Raw genomic sequence first — 19,728 nt, forward strand, 5'->3', positions numbered from 1 at the left:
ATTTTTGATTACATTTAAAATTTTAAAGTTTTTAAATATATCTCAAAACCGCTTTGTAGAGGCACCATCATAAAATAATGGAGATATACCGATTGCGCCGGATGTTTTCAGTCTCCGAAATGTTTATACATAGAAACCATTTAAATATTTCGTGGGGTAGCAGATGAAGGGACTGGGCCTTGTTTGTAGCCCGACTATGCGAAGCTGTATCTGGTTTTCAGCTTGGCTTAGCCTCGGTCTCCTTTTCGTATCCCTCCTGCCATGTACGATACCCTCAGCATGCGCCTGGCCCTTCTGGCTGCCCCTCCCTACCTCCTCCAGCCCGGAACTGGAGATGACGATAAGAGCAGATTGTACTGAAATCTTCGCTGGCGATGCACTGGATTATACCTGCGTCCTCAGGAACACCGGGGATCACACACTCTCAAACATATCTGTGACAGACGGCGCCAGGGAGATCGGGTTTCGCGACACCCTGCCTCCCGGGGATGTATTCAGCATCAGAGCGAAGACGCCGCCTCTTCTGTCACCATCACGATTCAGGGTCACAGCAAGCTCAGATGGGAGGGAGCTCGCATCCAGGGAGATCAGCGTCGGAGTTATGGAAAAAGAGTTGCGCCGCACTCCATATCCAGATCTCAGGGCGACTGTGGAGACAAGCAGGATCGGCAGAGGTGCAGAGTACAGGGTCAAGATCGCGAACCTCGGGAATAAAGAGCTGAGACGCGTTAAGATAGTCGACCGCAGGAACAGCGTGCTCGGCATAATACCCACGCTCGCCCCCGGGGAGAGCCACACGCTTGTGATCGGCTCCTTGGCGGATAGAGGTCTCAGGGTTCTGGCTGTGAACGAGGCCGGAGAGGCTCTTGTCGGTGATGTCAGATACCCCGGTTCACTCCCAGCGCCGGTGGGAGATGCAGGCACTTCAGAGACCACCCTCAGGACCATGGAGTACAGACCCTCCAGCGGCCTGGATCTTATCCTTGAGACGGGCAAGACCAGGGCGAGAGCTGGGGAGAGGATAAACTACCGCTGCACCGTCAGAAACTCCTGTGGTGACGTTATCTACAACGTGGATCTGCTCTGCCACGAGAAGAGGATGACAACCCAGTTCATCCTGCCCGGGAGATCCATCTGCCTGGAGGGCAATTTCACCATCAACTCCACGACAGACCTCAGGGCAAATGTGTCCGGGAGCGACAGGAACGGCGCCATCGTATCGAATGAGACATCTGTGACGGTATGGGTCATATCGCCTGAGCTGGCTGTAAGTGCTAGCGCTGACCCAGCAGAGATGGTATCGGGCGGGGTGACGAACATCACGGTCAGGCTTGAGAACTCCGGCTCAGATCTGCTCAGAGATATCTCTGTTGAGGACAGCTTCGGCCATATCGGGGAGATAAACGAGCTGAAGCCTGGAGAGGTTGGCCATGTCAGCAGGAGGCGGCAGATCTCCTCATCGATAGACGATATCGTAATGGCGTCTGCCAGGGACTCTAGCGGCCAGGAGATTTACGCCTTCGCCCAGGCAGCTGTGCATGTCTACAGAGCTGGTATGAACCTCTCGCTGGAGCCCGATGAGCTTGTTCTCTATCCCGGCGAGGAGTCTGAGGTCATGTGCATAATAGAGAACACCGGAGAGGTATCTCTGAGGAACGTGACGCTTGCTGGAATCAGGAGCGGCAGGATCGGAGAGCTCCCTCCGGGAACAGAGACAAGAATTGCCGCCTCCATATCGTCTGATGTATCTAAAGATGTGACGATCACAGCAACAGGCTACGGAGCTGGCAACCAGGTGGTTTCTGACACGGCGGTTCTCTCCATGAAAATCATCCGGCCGAACATAACGCTGTCTGTGATGCCATCCCGTGTTATCTCCTCTGCCGGAGATGCGTTCAACGTGAGCTGTCTCGTCACCAACTCCGGCACTGATCTCCTATACGATGTCCGGATCTCGGAATCAGAGCTCGGGACAGTTGCATCTCTCGGAGATCTGGCTCCTGGCGAGTTCAGAACCGTCAATCCATCCGTCTCTGTTAACGAGAACCGAACGTTGATCTTCACGGCAGCCGGCCGTGACGCCCGCGGCAGGATATGGAGTGCAGATGCAAAATCCGAGGCGGTCGTTCTCGAGTCGGCTCTTGATCTTAAGGTAAGCGTCTCGCCAGCGGCGGCGCGCTTTGGAGAGAAGGTGACAATCTCCTGCATCGTGGAGAACGTGGGCGGCGTGCCGCTGCAGGAGATATTCGTGACGAGCAGGGTCATAGGGCCCCTGGGGAGCATCGACTTCCTGGCTCCGAAGCAGAGAAAAACGGTGACCATGACGATACCGCTCACAATGGATGTATCAGATACGGTCACAGCGGAGGGGCTGACCCCCTCGAGGTCGCATGTCCTTGACAGGGAGCCGCTGAGCATAAGGCTCCTGAAGGGGCTCGAGCCGAGGCCATCAGGCAAACCGCAGAGCGCCCTCCCGGCTGCAGCAAATGCAGGCTCTGCGAATGGATCGGCAGCAGAAGAGATCGGCGCGAATGAGAATGCGTCGACGGAAGGGGAATCGATCGCATCGCTCACCAGCACAGCCAGAGCGAACATCACCAGCCCCATCACCGGCAATTTCACTCCATCGTCTCCCGGGAACGCGGTCGCATCTGAGAACGTGAGCAGAGCTGTGAAGTACAAGACAACCGATATGCTCAGCCCGAATGAATCTAGGGAGAGACCCGCTCCCTCCAGCGATCAGTCTGCTCTCTCCATCCTCAGGGATGTGATCAGATATATCCAGGAGCTGATCATGAGAAAGCAGATCGATGTGCCGGGCCAGAGCGCAACTGTCGGGAATGTATCCTATGAGCCTGAGCGCATTCCCATGGACATTCAAGATCCGTCGCTGAACACCACGCTGGGGATAGAGAGCGTAAGGGAGAGACGAGCCCCGGTCCGCATTCTGGATGTCACTGCGATACCTCCTGAGCCGGTCGCAGGTGCTCCTGTCAGGGTCGTCGCCCATATCAGAGGGGATTCAGATGTCGATTCTGTCGTCCTGGAGTACGGGGTGGCGGACCAGAGCATAGCCAGAGCTGATAGGGTCAGCATGAAGAGAACCGCACAGATCAAGATGTTGCTGGAGAGCGGCAGCAGCAGGGACGGATACTGGAGCTGCCTGATCCCAGGACAGAGCGCGGGGACAATCCTGGGGATATCGGTCAGGGCGGCATGCGGCCAGAGCAGCGCAGAGGACGGACCGTACATGCTGCAGTGGGTCTCGAAATCCCCGACAAGCAGACCGAGCCCGCTTCCTGAGACGAAGACCAGGGGTGACGGGATGCTCTACATCGAGTCCACAACAGTGAGCGGAAGAGGGGAGGTCTCGATAAGAGACACGTTCATGGAGAACGCCCTCTCGTACGAGGAGGACCTGAAGGGCAGCGGGAATCTGAACATGGATTCTGTCAGGTGCATGGAGAAGTCGAACCCGACCGTCAACTTCAGCGAGGTCAAGGACATCTCCTTCGATGGTGGCGTCCTGAAGGGGTTCAAGCGGTTCGACTCGCCTGTCTTCCACGGCGGCATGGGCGCAAGCATAACAGAGCGCTTCAACATGAGCCAGCTCGATAAGAGCGAGCGCGGTATGATAAGATCTGTAAATTACAGGAACAACACAGTTGCGTTCTCCACAGAGCAGGCGTTCGAGGGCATGTGGAACACCAGAACCGAGTACTCCAAGTTCAGCAAGAAGATGAAGGCGGATCAGAGGCTGAATGGGAGCTTCCAGATACAGAAGAACATAAAGTTCCAGGACTGAACGAATTCATATGTGATATGCGGAATGCGCATCTTCCCGGTCTCCTCCATGAAATTCCTCAATAAGGCCTGCTGTTCTGCTTGACGCATGTGCCTTTGAATATAACGAGTGATACTCCTGGGGACCTGAGCTCCTCTCTGAGGATGCGCTCGATCTCCTGCTCCGGCGCAGGCATCTCCAAGATCCTCATCTCTGGCACAAGCGCTCTTAAGACGTGCTCCAGATCGAAGACCTCCTGGAATCCGGTCATTGCAGCAACGCGGTTCCAGATCACGCCCACAAGCACGTTCTTTCTGTGCCAGATCGCATTGATCAAGCCCTGGATGCCGGTGTGTGCCAGCGCGTAGTCCCCCACGATCGCGATCCCCTTCTCCTTGAAGCCAGATGCGACCCCGATCGATGAGCCGAGGCCGTAGACCATGTCCACAGCCCCCATCCTCAGGGAGAGTATCGTGCACCCTGCGTCCCCTGCTATCGGTACATCCATCCGTGAGAGAGCACTGTATAAGGGGAGAAAAGGGCAGCTCTGGCAGATCGACCTCCTCGCCGGACGGCCAGCAGCGGTCTCCATCTCGATTTCTCCCCTCAAATCTGAGATGTGAACAAGACCGATCGCAGTTCTGAGGTCGTTTGGTTTGATGGGTCCATATGGCAGATGGCCTGTCAGCCGGCCGCGCACACCCTTAAGATGCGACTCGATGAACGGCCCCGGCCCCTCCGCAACAAGGACAAGCCGGTGCATCTCCAGAAAACGCTCGATGGCAATCAGTGGAAGTGGATGGGAGTAAAGAGGGACGAGCAGCGACGATCCGGTCTCCTCGCACACAGTCTCCGCCAGCGGAACCACAGAGCCGGACGCTATAACGCCTGTATCTCCGCGGAGATCCATGCGAGCTGAAGACTCAGAGGCCTCTCTCAGAGCCGGAAGAACTTTTGCGAGGTGCCTCTGATGGCGGCCCTTCGCTGTCAGCTCCCAGATGGATCGATCGAAGCATCTTGGCGTGTCCCCGAGATGTGATGGCATATCAGATAGATCCGCCACTGCGCTGGCATCCTCAAGCACATCAGATGTGGTTCTCAATATCACCGGTATGGATAGCTCCTCTGAGACCCGGAAAGCCTCAGTAACAGCTCTGTAGAGATCCGGGGCTGAGGGATCGAGAACCGGCAGCCCGGTCAGCGGGCCGTAGAATCTGCTGTCCATCTCGATCTGCGAGCCTCTCGGGCCCAGATCATCGCCAACCAGGACCACGATACCAGCGCCAGTAGTGTGGGTCGTGGAGATGGCGAGCGGATCCGCAAGTATGTTCATGCCGAGCTGCTTCACGATGACCATAGATCTGATTCCGGTGGCTGACGCCCCCAGGGCGCACTCTAATGCGACCTTCTCATTCACAGCGATCTCCGCCCCGAGCGACTGAGCAAGATCTGTTACCGGGTATCCTGGCACGTAGGTGATGTAACCCGCGCCCACATCCCTCAGGGCCTGATGTATCTGCTTCAATGCTCCTCGCATAGCCACTCCGGCACAACGGATCTATCAGAGTCTGCAAAGTACGGCACCGCAGCGACCGCGCCGATGAGCCCCTGTCCGTCCATCACGATCTCCAGCCCCGCGCTCCTCGCAGCGTTCAGAGCATCCTCGTAGCTCACCCTCTCCAGTCTGCATCGCTTTGCATATCCGAGCAGCATGGATGGGTCGAAGCTCCTGCACACCACCATCCCGGTCTCATCAGAGACCGTGTATCTTTCAAGAAGCCTCCTGAAATCCTCTACCATCTCCCTCTCTCTTCCGGGGATGCATGCGAACTCCACCGCGGTAGAGACGCAGTTCTGTGTCTTCGTTGGCACCGGAAAGAGCTGGACGAGCGAGTGCGAGATGTACCTCGCTTCGTATCTGTCGACCTTCTCCGAGATGTTATGCACAAGCGACCATGTCGCCCCAGTGGTCTTCGAGTCCGTGTTGTCAACCCCGATCACCAGGCGCTCCCTTCTCGGGACAACAATGGTTCCCGTCGCCACCCTCCCCCCACCGGCCTCTGTTGTTCTTGATCTCAACACATCTCCAGCCCTCGCCCTGGTGAACGTGGCACCGACACCACCTCCGCCGAGGCCTGTATAGGTAATCTCGACCTCATCGCCTCTCACAAATACTGATGAAATTCCAGCAGACCTTCTCGAGGATATGAGATCCAGATCCACCTCTCCCGTTCTGACGAGATACCTGAACCACTCTCCAAGGTTTCTTGAGGACACAACCAGCGGACCCTTGCTGTAGTGGTACCTGGCCCATGCAGAGCCGCCATAGCAGCTGGACCTCTCAAGTATCTCCACCATATCCCCGGACGGGCTGGAGATGGCATGGATCTGCCTGTACGCCACCACGTAGGGATCATCCAGATCGAAGACCACCCAAAGCACCTCTCTTTCCAGCTCCTGGATATTCTCCATGAAAGAGCTTTACAGCCACATGATCTTGCGTGAATCTGCACACCATGTACACGTTCCCCCTTCTGGCACGTCTATCCCTTCGCATCTGCTGTCCGTGCCGACCCAGGAGCGAGGAGGTTCATGCGCCCTGCAATACATGCCGTGCAGCTTCATTGAGATCAGCAGATAGCCACAGATTCATGAGGCTTTCCCCCTGGAATGGCGATTCGTGATAAAAATTTCAGCGAATCGAAGCCACACCCTAAATACATCAATGGGAGTGATGGCTCACCCCGTGAACGCTCCCCGCCCTGAAGGACGGGGTCTTCCCGCTTCGCTCTCTCCACTCCCAAAGATAAAAAAGCTCCGCTGGACGGGAGTTTCTCTGGCGCTCACAACCACCGGCGGAGATCAGAAAATCCCCTTGCACTCGGCCATGGAACTTCTGCCAGGCGCAGCAAAGACTTCTATGAGGATCCGCTCTGGCTGAGCAGAGCTCTGAGCTTCTGTATCCGCTCCATGGCCCTGTTAGCCTCCTTGAGCTTCTCCTCCTCGTAGTACTTCAGTATCTCCTCTATCGATGCTCTGAGCCTGTAGACCTTCACCGGCCTGCCGGTGCCATCGTTCCTCCGCACGCTCTCCTCTATCCAGTTGTGCTTCCTCAGGGTTCGCAGGGCTATGCTCACTTCTGGCTGCCGCAGATCAGATCCCCTCTCGATGTCTCGAGACGTGGCCTCCTCCACGTTTGCCAGGTAAGCAAGCATGTTCGAGACCTTTCTGGGAACCCCCAAGCTCCGAAGGATCTCGACCACCTGCATATCCCTAGAGTCGAACTTCATTACATAGGACTCCTTCATGCTACTCCCTCAAGATTGTTCCCTTCAGGATGTAAAGTGGACTTTATACTATAAATAGTTTATTTCTGTTAAATAATTCTAATCAATCTTTTTACTTTGGCACATGATATTAATAGTAAACAACATATGCGCAGTCTCTTGAGAATGAATTTGAGGGCTCTCAGGAATCCACAACATAAGAGCAAATCTCAGCATGTCTGCAGAGGGTTCTGATACCATGAGACGCAACCGCATGCGACGATTCCGAGGAGCACCTATGCATGCGCATTGTCTGGGCATCTCACACCTTCCCGATGAGGCATGGAAGCATGATCTATCTGCGATCAGCCAGTGAAAACATGTTCTCGATCTGCTGGACGCTGCTGTGTTGAATAATTAAGAGCTTTAAGGTCGATAGCTATTGATTTTTACTAGGGTTGCAATTCGTATGAATCCAGCCTATGCTATCGGATTCTCAAACATTATTCAACACAGCACTGGACGCGGCAGTTATATAAGATGCTGATGAGAGTGTGAGTGTGATGGCAACGTCTAAAACACTGCCTCCGATCCCATTTCTGCTGCTGGTACTTATCCTGCTTTTAGTGCCATCAAATGGTGTGGAGCGGGTCCGCGTCTCGGGATCCACCACCGTCATGCCCCTCGCAGAGCTCTGCGCTGAGGAGTTCAATTTCGTGCGCAGTGAGTACATGGTCACAGTCACAGCCGGCGGGTCCGGCGTGGGGATAATCGACGCTGCCGAGGGAAGAGCGGATATAGCCATGTGCTCGAGGGAGATAAAACCCTCGGAAAGGGCGCTTTATGAGAGGCCAGATCGCAGATTCAGGGAGATACTGATCGGCTACGATGCGATAGTGATAGTCGTGAGCCCGCAGATATACAACAGCGGTGTCAGGGCCCTCACAGCGACAGAGGTCAGAAGGATATATTCTGGGGAGATAAGAAACTGGAAGTCGGTCGGAGGGCCTGATAGAGAGATCATGGTGGTGGGAAGAAAGGCGGGTTCAGGCACCAGAGACACATTCAATGAGATCATCATGGGATCCGCGGCTGCTGAGACCCCGGGCGTGAGCATCGAGGCCATGGACAGCTCAGAGGTCAAGACCGCGATACTCGGGAGCGACAGGGCCATAGGCTACCTGGGATACAGCTATGTGAAGGCTGGAGGAGTGATGCCGATCGCGCTGGATGGTGTTCATCCAACGATTGATAACATAAGGAGCGGGAACTACACGCTCGCGAGGAAGCTGTACTTCTACACATTCGGCGAGCCTACCGCCGGAGCAAAAGCATTCATAGACTTCGTTCTGGGGCCAGAGGGTCGAAGGATAGCGGAGATGCACGGGTTCATACCGCCATGATGTGAGAGATCATTTGCGTAATGCGAGCAGCTCACGTAAAGATTGGTCATGAGCGTTCCCACGGGCACATTTGCGGGTGGATTAAGTACGAAAAGGATCGTAAGATGATGCCATAATGCTCTGAGGTGTTTGCTTGGCGAGATTTGGCGTGCACATATCGATAGCTGGTGGCCTGCATCTCTCTGTGGGAAGGGCGATCGAGCTGGGCTGTGATACGTATCAGATATTCACATCGAATCCGAGAGGCTGGAGATCGAAGCAGCTCTCAGATAATGTCATAGAGGCGTTTAAAAGCAAGCTCAGCGGCTCAGGGATATGGCCGGTTGTGGGCCACATGCCATATCTCCCAAACCTGGCCTCCCCCAGGGAGAACGTTTACTCCAGATCTGTACAGGCGCTGAAGGATGAACTGATGAGATGCAGCGCCCTGGGCATCCCGTATCTGGTAACGCACATGGGAAGCCACCTGGGATCCGGCAGAGATAGCGGCATATCCCGCATAGTCGGCGCGATCGAAGCTGCGCATTCTCATTCAGGTGGCACGAAGATCCTGCTGGAGACCACGTCAGGATCGAGGAACAGCGTCGGTGGGAGGTTCGAGGATCTCGCAGACGTCAGGGAGAGGGTGGGATCGGATCTTCTCGGCATCTGCCTCGACACATGCCACATATTCGCTGCCGGATACGATCTGAGGGATGAGGCGAGCCTGGATGAAACCCTGAGGGCATTCGACAGCACCGTTGGGCTGGGGAACCTCATGCTGATACATCTGAACGATTCTGTGGGTGATCTCGGATCCGGCCTGGACAGGCACGAGCATATCGGCATGGGCAAGATAGGACTGGACGGGTTCGCAGCGGTGATAAACGATCGCCGTCTCAGAGAGCTGCCCATGATAATGGAGACGCCTGTCGATGATAGGAGGGACGACCGCGGAAACCTTGAGGTTGTCCGCGGGCTCAGCCGAAGAGGGCCCTCATGACCAGCATCATCGCGTCCCTTGAGACCGGCTTCACAAGGTAGGTGCTCGCTCCAAGGTCGTAGCTCTTCTGTATGTCAGAATCCGCGTTGGAGCATGTCAGCATCACTACAGGTATCTTGGAGAAACGCGCGTCGCCCTTGATGCTCTTCAGCACAGCCATGCCGCCCATGTCCGGCAGGTTGATGTCGAGAAGAATGAGATCTGGGAGGTGCTCTCCTGCTCTGAACATCTCCTCAAGGATACGCAGAGCCTCCACACCGTCACCTGTGATCTGCATGTCGCCATCAAGGCCGCTCCTTCTCAGAACCTTTCTTGTGAGAAAGACGTCCTCTGGGTTGTCCTCCACAAGGAGTATCCTGAGCTTTCTCGTATCTTCAACCATAATGCAAGCACTTCTTGAGTCCATACTGCACCTGAGCTTTCTGAATCTTTTTAGCAGGCTCTTGGTCCTATATCTCAGGGTTTATCTAGTTTTCTCTGGACATCTCCACGGGAGAGAAGGACCACCCTGCTGAGGCTCACCTGGTCTTCCAGGGAGTATCCGATGGATTCGGAGAGCTCTGATGCGAAGCTCACGACCTCCTCATGTGACGGCATAGCATCTCTCGATAACCTGTATCTTGATCTGCCGAGATGCATGTACGCCTTGATCTCTATGAAGTCCGGCTCTGCATCGGCCAGAAGCCGGGCGTATGACTCGGGAGCAAACATGTTCACGCCCCTTACGAGCGTGATCCTGACAACGGTCCTGCACCTCAGATCGCGCATCAGGTCCAGGCTTTCCAGGATGCTATCCCAATATCTTCCAGAGGAGACCTTTCTGTAGGTCTCCTCATCCGGGGCGTTCAGGCTGATGTAGAGCTGCGTCGGCTCCACATCGTTCAGAGCATCCGGATTCGTGCCGTTCGTCACCAGGAAGGATGTCATCCCTCTCGCGGTTATCGCCTCGATCAGACCTCTGAGATGCGGATAGAATGTTGGCTCTCCCATGAGCGATATCGCCACATGTCTTGGCGTTGAGGCCTCCTGAAGCCTCGCGCGGTCGACGACATCTGAGCCCCAGTAACCAGACAGGATCCTCCTCTGCTCTCTTAGCACTAGCTCCAGGAGTGCATCCGGATCGGTCCACTTCTCAGGTAGCGGGAACGCCTCGTCCACAGGACGCCAGCAGTGGAGGCAGAGATGATTGCAGTGGAGCGTCGGGGTCATCTGCACGCACCGGTGGCTCTCTATGCCGTAGAAGTGATGCTTGTAGCACTGCTCTCCCCCTCTCAGGCTTCTCTTCAGCCAGAGGCAGGGCTTCGCAGCGCCCTCCCCAACAAGATGGTACCCCTGTTGCTCAAGCACTGCAGGATCCATATTCGCCTCCGTCGGCTTGCGCATATCTGTGCAGGACCGTCTTGCTATTCTGCTTCTATGTAATCCTATCTGAAACTCTCTACTGGACGTTCGCCCCACTCCTCAGATACAAGCTCTATCGCATGAGCTCTCACCTCAGAGGGGTCGCGAGGCATGCGTGCCACGCCGCTATCAATTGCGGCCGCGGCCACTGCCTCTGCCACCGCAGGAACAACCCTTCTATCCAGCGGGGATGGAATTACGCAATCCTCTCGGACAGGATCGACCAGAGATGCTATCGCCTGAGCAGCTGCTTTCTTCATGCTCTCGTTTATGTCGCTGGCCCTGACATCGAGCGCGCCGCGGAACATCCCCGGGAAACCCAGAGCGTTGTTCACCTGGTTGGGATAGTCTGACCTTCCGGTGGCAACGACCCTCGCGCCAGCCATCCTCGCCTCATCCGGCATTATCTCAGGCACTGGATTAGCCATCGCAAACACTACCGGATCCACGGCCATCCCCTCGACCATATCCCTGCTGACTATTCCGCCGACAGAGAGCCCTATGAAGACATCCGCGCCTCTCATCGCATCTCTCAGAGAGCCGGTCATTCCCTCAGGATTCGTGAGTTCGGCCAGCATTCTCTTGATCGGGCTCAGGTCCCCACGATCCCTGTGGATTATGCCCCTCCTATCGCATACCCTGATATCCCTCACCCCGAAGTCCAGGAGAAATCTCGTAACCGCAACTCCTGCTGCTCCGGCGCCTGATACAGCGACCGATATCTCCTCGAAGCTCTTGCCGACCAGCTTCAGCGCGTTTATCAGAGCAGCGACCACAACAACCGCGGTTCCATGCTGGTCGTCGTGAAATACGGGAATGTCCAGCCTCTTCTTGAGTGCCTCCTCTATCTCGAAGCATCTGGGCGCGCTGATATCCTCCAGGTTGATCCCGCCGAAGACCGGCGAGATCCTGACCACGGTCTCCACGATCTCAGCTGGATCCTTGGTGCTCAGAGCTATCGGAAAAGCATCAATCCCCGCAAGCCTCTTGAATAGAAGCGCCTTGCCCTCCATGACTGGTATCGCCGCCAGTGGACCTATGTCACCGAGGCCCAGAACCGCGGTGCCGTCTGTGACGACTGCAACCATGTTTCCCTTCGATGTGTAAATATACACATCATCCGGGTTCCTGCTTATCGCGAGGGACGGCTCTGCAACACCGGGTGTGTAGGCCAGGCTGAGATCTCCAGCATTCTTTAAAGCAACCCTGCTGCAGATGGCTATCTTGCCCATCCTGTGGTACCTGAGAGCATCATCTTTAAGCGACATCGCTGTGCATCTGGGTGTATTTGAGATAAATATTGCTGTGGATTATGACCGTGCTGGGCATGTGTCGGTTCACAAAACTGTTCTCAGCTTCAGATGGATCGAGTCGAACCATAAGTGCTCGAAGCATTCCAGCGGCGATATCTTTAGGATTGTATATGAATTTTCGATATGCAAGGCAATCTCCTCTCTGAGAGTCTCCGCTGCCATCTGCACCCCACCTTATACTTACAGTATAATGCTGAAATGTGTCCGTCATTGAGACATCTCGCCGCAGGGCAAAGACTATATCAGCATTGAGCTCAGAGTCTGATGCATGATCGGCAGGCAGACCCAGGTCGTGGACTGCAGGGAGAGCATGGGGCTGGCCAAGGGCGGTGGGCTCGCACAGAGAGGCACACTCTCAGAGGCGGCGAGGCCGGACGTTATAGCGATCGCGATGTCTCCGGGAAGGAGGCACATCACAAAACCGGTCTGCGAGATAACCTACGGTCTCAGAAGGGAGGGCATACAGACGAGCGTTCTTGTCCTGGAGGCCGGGACAGGCGTTCCGGAGTCCTTCCCCCAGGCATCGAGGGGCTACGGTCCAACATTCGGTTTGACCCCGAAGGAGATCGAGCAGATAGAGAGGCACAAGATCGCCGTGATACACCTCGGCAACGTGAAGTCGCATGTCATCTACAAGACGAGAGACATCCTCGCGTTTGTGGATATCCCCGCTGTCGTCGTATCCCAGTGCCCAGTGGACTTCGAGGACTTCGCAAAGGAGGGTGTGAAGACGCGGGTCGTCATGCCACCGAAGAGCAAGCAGGTCACAAGGGGTACTGTTGTGGATATCGTCACAGGAGTGACAAGAGGGGCGACATGTGGCAGGAGCAAGCTCAACACCCTTGCTAAGGTCCTGAACAGGCATCTCGCTGAAATGGGTTCAAAGAGAACCGAGTGATCCTGCTTGAAGTACGTGGTGCTTCTCGGTGATGGAATGGCCGACTGGCCGCTGGAGGCTCTGGGCAGCAGGACGCCCCTCCAGGCCGCGCACAAGCCGAACATGGATTCCATCGCCCGCATCGGGAGATGCGGTCTCGCCAGGACGGTGCCTGAGGGCATGACCCCTGGTAGCGATGTGGCAAACCTCTCCATAATGGGATACGATCCGAGGAGGTATTACACAGGCCGTGCCCCTCTCGAGGCTGCTGCCATGCGGATACCTCTCGGGGAGAACGAGATCGCGTTCAGATGCAATTTCGTCACCGTGACGAATGGCATAATGGACGACTACAGCGCCGGTCATATTACATCTGAGGAGGGCGCTGAGATAGCGAGATCCCTGAAGGAGGTTGTACCGGGCGGGAGGATATATCCTGGAGTGAGCTACAGGAACATCGTCGTTTTAACGACATGCAGGGATGCGGTTTGCACGCCACCACATGATATAATGGGCAGACCGATATCAGATCATCTCCCCAGAGGGGATGATGCGCACATTCTCATAGATATAATGGAGAGAGCCAAGCCGCTGCTCGATAACCATCCTGTAAATCGCAGGCGTGTGAGCATGGGTTTGAAGCCCGCAAACATGATCTGGCTCTGGGGGCAGGGGCCTGCTCCATCGATGCCCAGGTTTCATGACATCTACGGGTTGAGGGGCGCGGTGATCTCAGCGGTCGATCTCCTGAAAGGGCTGGGCGTCTACGCTGGCTGGCGCGTGATCGATGTTCCGGGGGCGACGGGCACGATCGATACTAACTACGCTGGCAAGGTCGAGGCAGCGCTAAAAGCGCTTGTGTCGGTGGACATGGTATATCTCCATATAGAAGCGCCGGACGAGGCCGCACACTCAGGGGATGTGGAACAGAAGATAAGAGCGATAGAGCTCTTCGATGAGAGGGTGGTTGGCCCGATGATCAGTGGCCTGAAGAGTTCTGGAGAGGCGTGGCGTGTGCTCCTTCTCCCGGATCATCCCACGCCCATAAAGATAAGGACACACTCCACAGACCCGGTGCCATTCGCGATAGCTGGGTCCGGAATAGATGCGGATTCTGTCGATGCGTTCGACGAGATCTCAGCGTCGAGGGGAAGCTATGGGGGTGTCGAGGGCACTGACCTCATCAGGCTGCTCATCGCGGGATGATCTGCAGCTCTACCTCAAGAGGCAGATCGAGATGAGAGGGCTCAGATGCTGCCTGAGAAGGAGGGCATCCCTCGGAACAGGCGCGTCTAAACTATTTATATAGGATATCCTTATACATGATGTAGGCTGATGGACGATATGGAGCTGCTCAGCAAATTAAAAATGATTGAGGTGATAGGCTGCATCAGAAAGATGTTGATGAGGCTGTTGTAACGAGGGTCAGGGTCCCTCGCAAGCAGAACAGGGAGGTATTCGGGTACGTGGAGAGCCTTCTGGGCTCAAACCGTATCAAGGTAAGGTGCATGGACGGCCAGACGAGGATCGCCAGGATCCCGGGAAAGATGAAGAAGCGGATATGGATCCGCGAGGGCGATGTCGTAATAGTGGTCCCGTGGGAGTTTCAGGACGACAAGGCAGACGTGATATGGAGATACACCGGACCTCAGGTCGACTGGCTTGAGCGCAAGGGATATCTCAAATCAACCCCATGAAGCGAAGGAAAGAGGAGGAGCTCGACGCGCGTATCGATCTCTTCCGCAGACGCATCAAGGATGCAAACGATTTGAAGGTAAGGGATGACGTTTTTGATACGCGCACCCTTATGAACCTCTACTACCTATCAAAGAAGGGCTACGTCGAGGCCCTTGGGGGCTCGATCAGCCGTGGGAAGGAGGCAAACATATTCCACGCGCTCGGCCGGGGAGGCAAGCACCTCGCCCTGAAGATCTACAGGGTCGCTACAAGCGACTTCAAGGCGATGCAGGACTACATCCTGGGGGATCCGAGGTTCAGAAGCGTGAAGGGCAACAAGCGCAGCCTTGTGAACGCCTGGACCAGGAAGGAGTACAGGAACCTGCTCAGGGCAGAGGAGGTCGGCGTGCGTGTCCCGCACCCATACACTGTCAGGGAGAACATCCTGGTCATGGATCTCGTCGGCACCGACGGAGTTGCGGCGCCCCTTCTCAGAGAGGTGGAGCTTGAGAAAGAGGAGGCGGAGCGCGTCTACAGGAGGATCGCGGATTACGTTGTCCTCCTCCACAACCGCGCGGGGCTCGTCCATGCGGATCTGAGCGAGTTCAACATACTCTATGATGGGGAGCCTGTGGTGATAGACATGGGCCAGGCTGTGACGCTCGACCACCCGAACTCGATGGAGTTTCTCAAAAGGGATATATCCAATCTGGTGAGATTCTTCAGGGAGCGTTACGGCGTAGGATCTGAGGATGAGATCTGGAGCAGGATAGAATCAGAGAATGAAGATACAGATAGAGGTTCTTAGATGAATATAAAGATCCCCAGCGACAGGATCGGCGCAGTGATAGGCCCGAACGGAGAGACGAAGAGATACCTGGAGGAGAGGTGCAAGATATCGCTTGATATAGACAGCGAGAGCGGTGTTGTCACCGTGACCTCTCAGGGGGATGCTCTGGACGCCATGAAGGCCATGGATGTCCTCAGGGCAATAGCGAGGGGTTTCTCGCCAGAGCGGGCATTTGCACTGCTGGATGATGACATGCTCATGCTCGATGTTCTGGATCTCTCGAGCCTGGCCGCGACTAAGAACGACATGATCCGGATAAAGGGCAGGATCATAGGCAAGGAGGGCAAGACCAGGGAACTGATGGAAAGCCTGACAGGGGCCAGGATCTCCGTCTACGGAAAGACGGTCTCCATCATCGGGTACCCTGAGCAGATAAAGGTCGTGCGCTCTGCGCTCGAGATGCTGATCGATGGTGCGCCCCACGGCAACGTTTACAGCTTCCTTGAGAGGAAGCGGAGAGATCTCCTGGAGATGGAGCTCTGAAATGGATTTCAGCAGCGAGCAGTGGCTCATTCTGATCGTGCTGGCTCTGGGGCTGCTCTCTCTCCTGGGAACAGCTCTCGGCGGTGAGAGGGGGATCAGCAGCTGGGGGCCTGTGATATTCGTGAGAACGACCAGGGGTCTCGGCCTGCTCGACAGGCTTGCAGGTGCGAGGCGTTTCTGGCGTTTAACAACGACACTCTGCATGCCTCTCGTCCTTGCGGGAATGGTCTATTTTATGCTCCTGCTGCTTCTGATGGTCTATGTGATGTGGAGGGCGCCACCAGAGCCAGGGAGCTACAGCTCCCCGCGGAACGTTCTGCTCATACCCGGAGTCAATCAGTACATACCGCTCGTCTGGGGATGGGTTGCTCTCTCCGTCACGATAGTGGTTCATGAGCTCTCACATGGAATCATGTGCAGGGTCGAGGGGATACGGGTAAAATCGATGGGCGCGATATTTCTGCTCTTCCCGATAGGCGCCTTCGTCGAGCCGGATGATTCCGAGCTCTTCGGGGACGATAAGAATCCCCCAAAAGCGACACGACATGCGAGGATGAGAATACTATCCGCCGGCGTCATCGCGAATTTTCTGGTAGCTGCTCTGGCGCTGTCTCTCTTCTTCGGACCCGTCATAAACGCGTTATCTCCAGTCGACAGGGTCGTCGTTGTGAGCGTCGAACCTGAAAGCAGCCCCGCAGGCGATCTCCGCGCGGGAATGGTTGTATCAGGCGCAAGCAGCCTTGAGGAGATTTACAGGATCGCGTCAGAGGGCAGATCCCTGGAGCTTTTCGATGACACCTACAGAACAACGATCTCCGGAGAGCCGGTTCTGGGGGTGCTCGTAGTTGACACATTTGACGTATCGCCGGCGAAGGACGCCGGAATGCCAGATGAGTTCGTGATCACAGAGATAAATGGTACCAGAATCGAATCTCTCGAGAGCTTCAGGGATTACATGAACTCCACATCTCCTGGACAGGTTTTGAAAATAAACACAACAAGGGGATCGTACAGCGTGAAGCTCGCACCAAAGGGCGATGGGACCGGCATGATAGGGGTTGCGATCTCTGGCACAGCGCTCTACATCGATGGAGTTATCCTTCAGGAGTTCCAGGCGGAGAGGTTCCTGTCGCTCATGAGATCGATCCCCTCAAGCGGGTTGAGGGGTTTCAACACGCTCATGGGATTGCCGTTTGCGGGCATTGGGGGATTCACATCAGATGGCTTCCAGGGCTTCAGCGGATCGATGCTGTATCTCTTCGAGCCGGCCGGCTGGGCAGAGCCACTGGGTGATAAAATATTCTGGATCGCCAATCTCCTGCTCTGGATAGGCTGGATCAACATGTACGCGGGGCTCTTCAACTGCCTGCCGACGATACCGCTCGACGGAGGCCACATAGTCCGCGACATGATCCGTACGCTCCTCGACAGGGTGATGAGCGAGAGGAGAGCCGAGCGGTTCACAAGAGGCATCGTGGCCGCGCTATCATGGCTCGTGATATCCTCACTGATCTTCACCGTTCTCGGTCCGTACCTAGCTCACGGGATACCGCTCTGAGAGCAGGCGGGCCACAGCAAACGCGGGAAATACATCTGACAATCTTTCAGTGTATATCTCCGAGAGGCGGATGCACTCAAGACCTGCGCGCTCGCATGCCGCCTCAACAATGAACTCGCCCACGCCGGCTGCAACAACCCTCCTGATTTTATGCCTCTCAGCTATTCTGGATATACCATTGAATATGATCGAGATCTGCCGGGATTTCGCCTGCGCTGCGATCGAGAGCGCCCCATCCTCCCCGAGCTCATCCAGATCCGAGCAGACGGTCCTCGCGAGTCTTCTGAGAGCTCCCTCACGGCTCTTCGGCCCGCCGTCCGGAGTCTCGCATGAATATGCATCCGGTTCTATATCACCCAGCGCTAGGTACGCATCTGCTGTAATTGAGAAGAGCTCGGATGAGAGCGGTGCGGAGCCCTCGGATAGATCGACGCACGGGAGCAACGCTGCGAGGTTTGTGCGCAGCACCCCTGTGTATATCAGCTCACCGCGCATCAGCCTCTTCAGATCAGTATAGCCAAAGAGCAACCGGTCCACCACAGGTACGATATCAGTGGTTGTCGAACCCATGTCAACTAAGATGCATTCCCCTATATCTCTGAGCAGTAGACTGACGGATGCGGACCAGTTTGCAGCAGCTAGATCCATGGCGATCTCTCTTGAAACGCTCTCATGAAATCCGCTCAGACCCCAGAAGTGGACCGGGCACTCAAACGCCCTTTCGACCTCAGACGCTATGAATATCACCCCCTCTCTCCTGCTCTCAAAGCAGTCCGCCAGCTCGCCGGTCATTACCACGCCCACCGCATCAGGCTTCAATCTGGAGTTCAGGCCAGCAAGATGCTCACCAAGCGGGCATCTCTTCCAGAGGGGGAGGTACCTGATCTCCGCAAACCGTCCATCTGAGCTCGCCGCCTTTGTGTTCGCCCCGCCAATATCGACTCCGAGAATCACACTTCTGCAGGCATATCCTTACCATAAAAGCTTTAGGTATGAAGCCCATGGAGTTTCCGGAGATTCATCATGGCTGCTAAGGAGATGTACCCTGAGCCCACCTTTCTGGAATGCGGGTTCGCCGATCTGGATTACAGTGTAGTCCAGCGGGGGATCTGCTGTCTGTGCGGCACCTGTATAGCCCTCTGTCCCAGGATCGGGCAGCAGAATCGAAAGCCAACACTTATGGAGTACGATCCCCTCTGTGGTTTATGCTATGCATACTGCCCGAGAAGCTTCTTCGAGATGCCGTTCTTTGAGAGGAAGCTCTTCGGGAGATCCAGGGGGTCTGACGAAGCCCTGGGGGTATACCGGAGCGCGATGGCCGCCAGGGCAACGCCAGTTCGCGGCAAGGTTCAGGATGGCGGGGTTGTAACCGCCCTTCTTGTCCACGCGCTCGAGACCGGCGTGATCGACTGCGCAGTTGTTACCGATAGGAACTCGAGGTGGCAGACGATACCCAAAGTCGCAACCACGCCGGAGGAGATTATTGCAGCTGCAGGCACCAAGTACACCATAACCCCGAGTGTTGTCGGCGTTCAGATGGCCATAGACAAGGGCTTCACAAAGATCGGGTTCACGGGGACGCCCTGTCAGATACAGGCGCTTCGCAAGGCCCAGCTTCTTGAGGAGCCATACCAGTTCGGCCAGGATAAGATCTCCCTCCTGATCGGTCTCTTCTGCATGGAGAACTTCGATTACCAGAGGCTCATGACCGGTCTGGTGAAGGAGAAGATGAATCTGCAGCCCACAGATATCGAGAGGTTTGAGATACAGAGAGGCATGTTCAGGGTCATCTCAAAGGAGGGCGTGAAGGAGGTGCCCCTCCAGGAGACTGATGAGTTCACATGGGCTGGATGCGGTCCGTGCTTCGACTTCACAGCCGAGCTTGCGGATGTCTCTGTGGGCAGCGTTGGATCGCCGGGCGGATGGTCCACGGTGCTCGTGAGGACCGATGCAGGTGAGAAGATCTACAGATCCGCGCTCGCCGCAGGCGTGATCGAGGAGAAGGCGCTGACGGATAAAGGCATGGCTCTCATGAAGAGACTTGCATCCGAAAAGGTCTCCAGATTCGAGGATTATGCATCCAGATGCAAACTGAATATAAAGAGGATCTGAGAGTCTCTGGCAGGCCGTTGCG

17 protein-coding genes are annotated in these 19,728 nt (G+C 55.7%); 10 read left to right on the forward strand and 7 right to left on the reverse strand.

The annotated features are described in order from the left end of the window. The first annotated feature begins 334 nt into the window (after positions 1 to 334). Entirely contained in the window at positions 335 to 3,805 is a 3,471-nt protein-coding gene (locus NQU42_RS04705) for a hypothetical protein (protein WP_296609473.1), read from the forward strand. Positions 3,806 to 3,863: 58 nt separating this feature from the next. Here NQU42_RS04705 and NQU42_RS04710 read toward each other — a convergent pair whose 3' ends face one another. The 3 genes from NQU42_RS04710 to NQU42_RS04720 all read right to left on the reverse strand — a co-directional run bounded on the left by NQU42_RS04710 (position 3,864) and on the right by NQU42_RS04720 (position 7,092). Beyond that, the gene (locus NQU42_RS04710) at positions 3,864 to 5,321 is read right to left on the reverse strand and encodes a thiamine pyrophosphate-dependent enzyme (RefSeq protein WP_296609474.1); all 1,458 of its coding nucleotides are present in this window, start codon (positions 5,319 to 5,321) and stop codon (positions 3,864 to 3,866) included. Continuing rightward, positions 5,306 to 6,256 carry a methanogenesis marker protein 11 gene (gene mmp11, locus NQU42_RS04715; protein WP_296609476.1) on the reverse strand — a complete coding sequence of 317 codons (951 nt, stop codon included), beginning with the start codon at positions 6,254 to 6,256 and terminating at the stop codon, positions 5,306 to 5,308. The genes NQU42_RS04710 and mmp11 overlap by 16 nt, the downstream gene beginning before the upstream one ends. A gap of 446 nt (positions 6,257 to 6,702) precedes the next feature. After that, a complete protein-coding gene (locus tag NQU42_RS04720) occupies positions 6,703 to 7,092 on the reverse strand; it encodes an ArsR family transcriptional regulator (RefSeq protein ID WP_296609477.1) in 390 nt (129 codons plus the stop codon). Between the two features lie 521 nt (positions 7,093 to 7,613). On the opposite strand from NQU42_RS04720, the gene NQU42_RS04725 reads away from it, so the two are divergent. Continuing rightward, positions 7,614 to 8,453: a phosphate ABC transporter substrate-binding protein gene (locus NQU42_RS04725; RefSeq protein WP_296609479.1), complete on the forward strand. Its 840-nt coding sequence runs from the start codon at positions 7,614 to 7,616 to the stop codon at positions 8,451 to 8,453. 133 nt (positions 8,454 to 8,586) lie between these two features. Continuing rightward, complete coding sequence (locus NQU42_RS04730; protein WP_296609481.1) at positions 8,587 to 9,435, forward strand: deoxyribonuclease IV; 849 nt, start codon at positions 8,587 to 8,589, stop codon at positions 9,433 to 9,435. Here NQU42_RS04730 and NQU42_RS04735 read toward each other — a convergent pair. The 3 genes from NQU42_RS04735 to NQU42_RS04745 form a co-directional block, all read right to left on the reverse strand. Next, complete coding sequence (locus NQU42_RS04735; RefSeq protein WP_296609482.1) at positions 9,413 to 9,817, reverse strand: response regulator; 405 nt, start codon at positions 9,815 to 9,817, stop codon at positions 9,413 to 9,415. The two genes, NQU42_RS04730 and NQU42_RS04735, sit on opposite strands and share 23 nt — an antisense overlap. Before the next feature lie 74 nt (positions 9,818 to 9,891). Beyond that, positions 9,892 to 10,794, reverse strand: a complete 903-nt coding sequence (gene twy1, locus NQU42_RS04740; protein WP_296609484.1) for a 4-demethylwyosine synthase TYW1 — start codon at positions 10,792 to 10,794, stop codon at positions 9,892 to 9,894. 65 nt (positions 10,795 to 10,859) lie between these two features. After that, complete coding sequence (locus tag NQU42_RS04745; RefSeq protein ID WP_296609485.1) at positions 10,860 to 12,104, reverse strand: malic enzyme-like NAD(P)-binding protein; 1,245 nt, start codon at positions 12,102 to 12,104, stop codon at positions 10,860 to 10,862. Positions 12,105 to 12,417: 313 nt separating this feature from the next. On the opposite strand from NQU42_RS04745, the gene mcrC reads away from it, so the two are divergent. The 6 genes from mcrC (at position 12,418) to NQU42_RS04775 (ending at position 17,594) form a co-directional block, all read left to right on the forward strand. Continuing rightward, a complete protein-coding gene (mcrC, locus tag NQU42_RS04750) occupies positions 12,418 to 13,047 on the forward strand; it encodes a methyl-coenzyme M reductase I operon protein C (protein ID WP_296609486.1) in 630 nt (209 codons plus the stop codon). A gap of 6 nt (positions 13,048 to 13,053) precedes the next feature. Next, positions 13,054 to 14,232 carry a cofactor-independent phosphoglycerate mutase gene (locus tag NQU42_RS04755; protein WP_366070133.1) on the forward strand — a complete coding sequence of 393 codons (1,179 nt, stop codon included), beginning with the start codon at positions 13,054 to 13,056 and terminating at the stop codon, positions 14,230 to 14,232. A gap of 179 nt (positions 14,233 to 14,411) precedes the next feature. After that, complete coding sequence (eif1A, locus tag NQU42_RS04760; RefSeq protein WP_296609517.1) at positions 14,412 to 14,723, forward strand: translation initiation factor eIF-1A; 312 nt, start codon at positions 14,412 to 14,414, stop codon at positions 14,721 to 14,723. Next, positions 14,720 to 15,511, forward strand: coding sequence for a serine protein kinase RIO (locus NQU42_RS04765; RefSeq protein WP_296609487.1), 792 nt, complete (start codon positions 14,720 to 14,722; stop codon positions 15,509 to 15,511). The genes eif1A and NQU42_RS04765 overlap by 4 nt, the downstream gene beginning before the upstream one ends. Further along, positions 15,512 to 16,036 (forward strand): KH domain-containing protein, encoded by a 525-nt coding sequence (locus tag NQU42_RS04770; protein WP_296609489.1) that lies wholly within the window; start codon positions 15,512 to 15,514, stop codon positions 16,034 to 16,036. Position 16,037: 1 nt separating this feature from the next. Further along, entirely contained in the window at positions 16,038 to 17,594 is a 1,557-nt protein-coding gene (locus tag NQU42_RS04775) for a site-2 protease family protein (protein ID WP_296609491.1), read from the forward strand. Here NQU42_RS04775 and NQU42_RS04780 read toward each other — a convergent pair. Further along, on the reverse strand, positions 17,571 to 18,548 hold the full coding sequence (locus NQU42_RS04780; protein WP_296609493.1) for a hydantoinase/oxoprolinase family protein: 978 nt from the start codon (positions 18,546 to 18,548) through the stop codon (positions 17,571 to 17,573). The two genes, NQU42_RS04775 and NQU42_RS04780, sit on opposite strands and share 24 nt — an antisense overlap. 69 nt (positions 18,549 to 18,617) lie before the next feature. On the opposite strand from NQU42_RS04780, the gene NQU42_RS04785 reads away from it, so the two are divergent. Further along, a complete protein-coding gene (locus tag NQU42_RS04785; RefSeq protein ID WP_296609495.1) occupies positions 18,618 to 19,706 on the forward strand; it encodes a Coenzyme F420 hydrogenase/dehydrogenase, beta subunit C-terminal domain in 1,089 nt (362 codons plus the stop codon). The last annotated feature ends 22 nt before the right edge of the window (positions 19,707 to 19,728 follow it).

The organism is Methanothrix sp., from assembly GCF_024518575.1.
GTDB lineage: Archaea > Halobacteriota > Methanosarcinia > Methanotrichales > Methanotrichaceae > Methanothrix_B.

What these genes read in the sequence shown, in the direction of transcription:
- mmp11 (WP_296609476.1), bottom strand. Translation starts at nt 6,256, where the DNA reads ATGGAGAATATCCAGGAGCTGGAAAGAGAGGTGCTTTGGGTGGTCTTC.
- twy1 (WP_296609484.1), bottom strand. Translation starts at nt 10,794, where the DNA reads ATGGATCCTGCAGTGCTTGAGCAACAGGGGTACCATCTTGTTGGGGAG.
- NQU42_RS04770 (WP_296609489.1), top strand. Translation starts at nt 15,512, where the DNA reads ATGAATATAAAGATCCCCAGCGACAGGATCGGCGCAGTGATAGGCCCG.
- NQU42_RS04775 (WP_296609491.1), top strand. Translation starts at nt 16,038, where the DNA reads ATGGATTTCAGCAGCGAGCAGTGGCTCATTCTGATCGTGCTGGCTCTG.
- NQU42_RS04725 (WP_296609479.1), top strand. Translation starts at nt 7,614, where the DNA reads ATGGCAACGTCTAAAACACTGCCTCCGATCCCATTTCTGCTGCTGGTA.
- NQU42_RS04735 (WP_296609482.1), bottom strand. Translation starts at nt 9,817, where the DNA reads ATGGTTGAAGATACGAGAAAGCTCAGGATACTCCTTGTGGAGGACAAC.
- NQU42_RS04785 (WP_296609495.1), top strand. Translation starts at nt 18,618, where the DNA reads ATGGCTGCTAAGGAGATGTACCCTGAGCCCACCTTTCTGGAATGCGGG.
- NQU42_RS04710 (WP_296609474.1), bottom strand. Translation starts at nt 5,321, where the DNA reads ATGCGAGGAGCATTGAAGCAGATACATCAGGCCCTGAGGGATGTGGGC.
- NQU42_RS04705 (WP_296609473.1), top strand. Translation starts at nt 335, where the DNA reads ATGACGATAAGAGCAGATTGTACTGAAATCTTCGCTGGCGATGCACTG.
- mcrC (WP_296609486.1), top strand. Translation starts at nt 12,418, where the DNA reads ATGATCGGCAGGCAGACCCAGGTCGTGGACTGCAGGGAGAGCATGGGG.
- NQU42_RS04745 (WP_296609485.1), bottom strand. Translation starts at nt 12,104, where the DNA reads ATGTCGCTTAAAGATGATGCTCTCAGGTACCACAGGATGGGCAAGATA.
- NQU42_RS04720 (WP_296609477.1), bottom strand. Translation starts at nt 7,092, where the DNA reads ATGAAGGAGTCCTATGTAATGAAGTTCGACTCTAGGGATATGCAGGTG.
- NQU42_RS04765 (WP_296609487.1), top strand. Translation starts at nt 14,720, where the DNA reads ATGAAGCGAAGGAAAGAGGAGGAGCTCGACGCGCGTATCGATCTCTTC.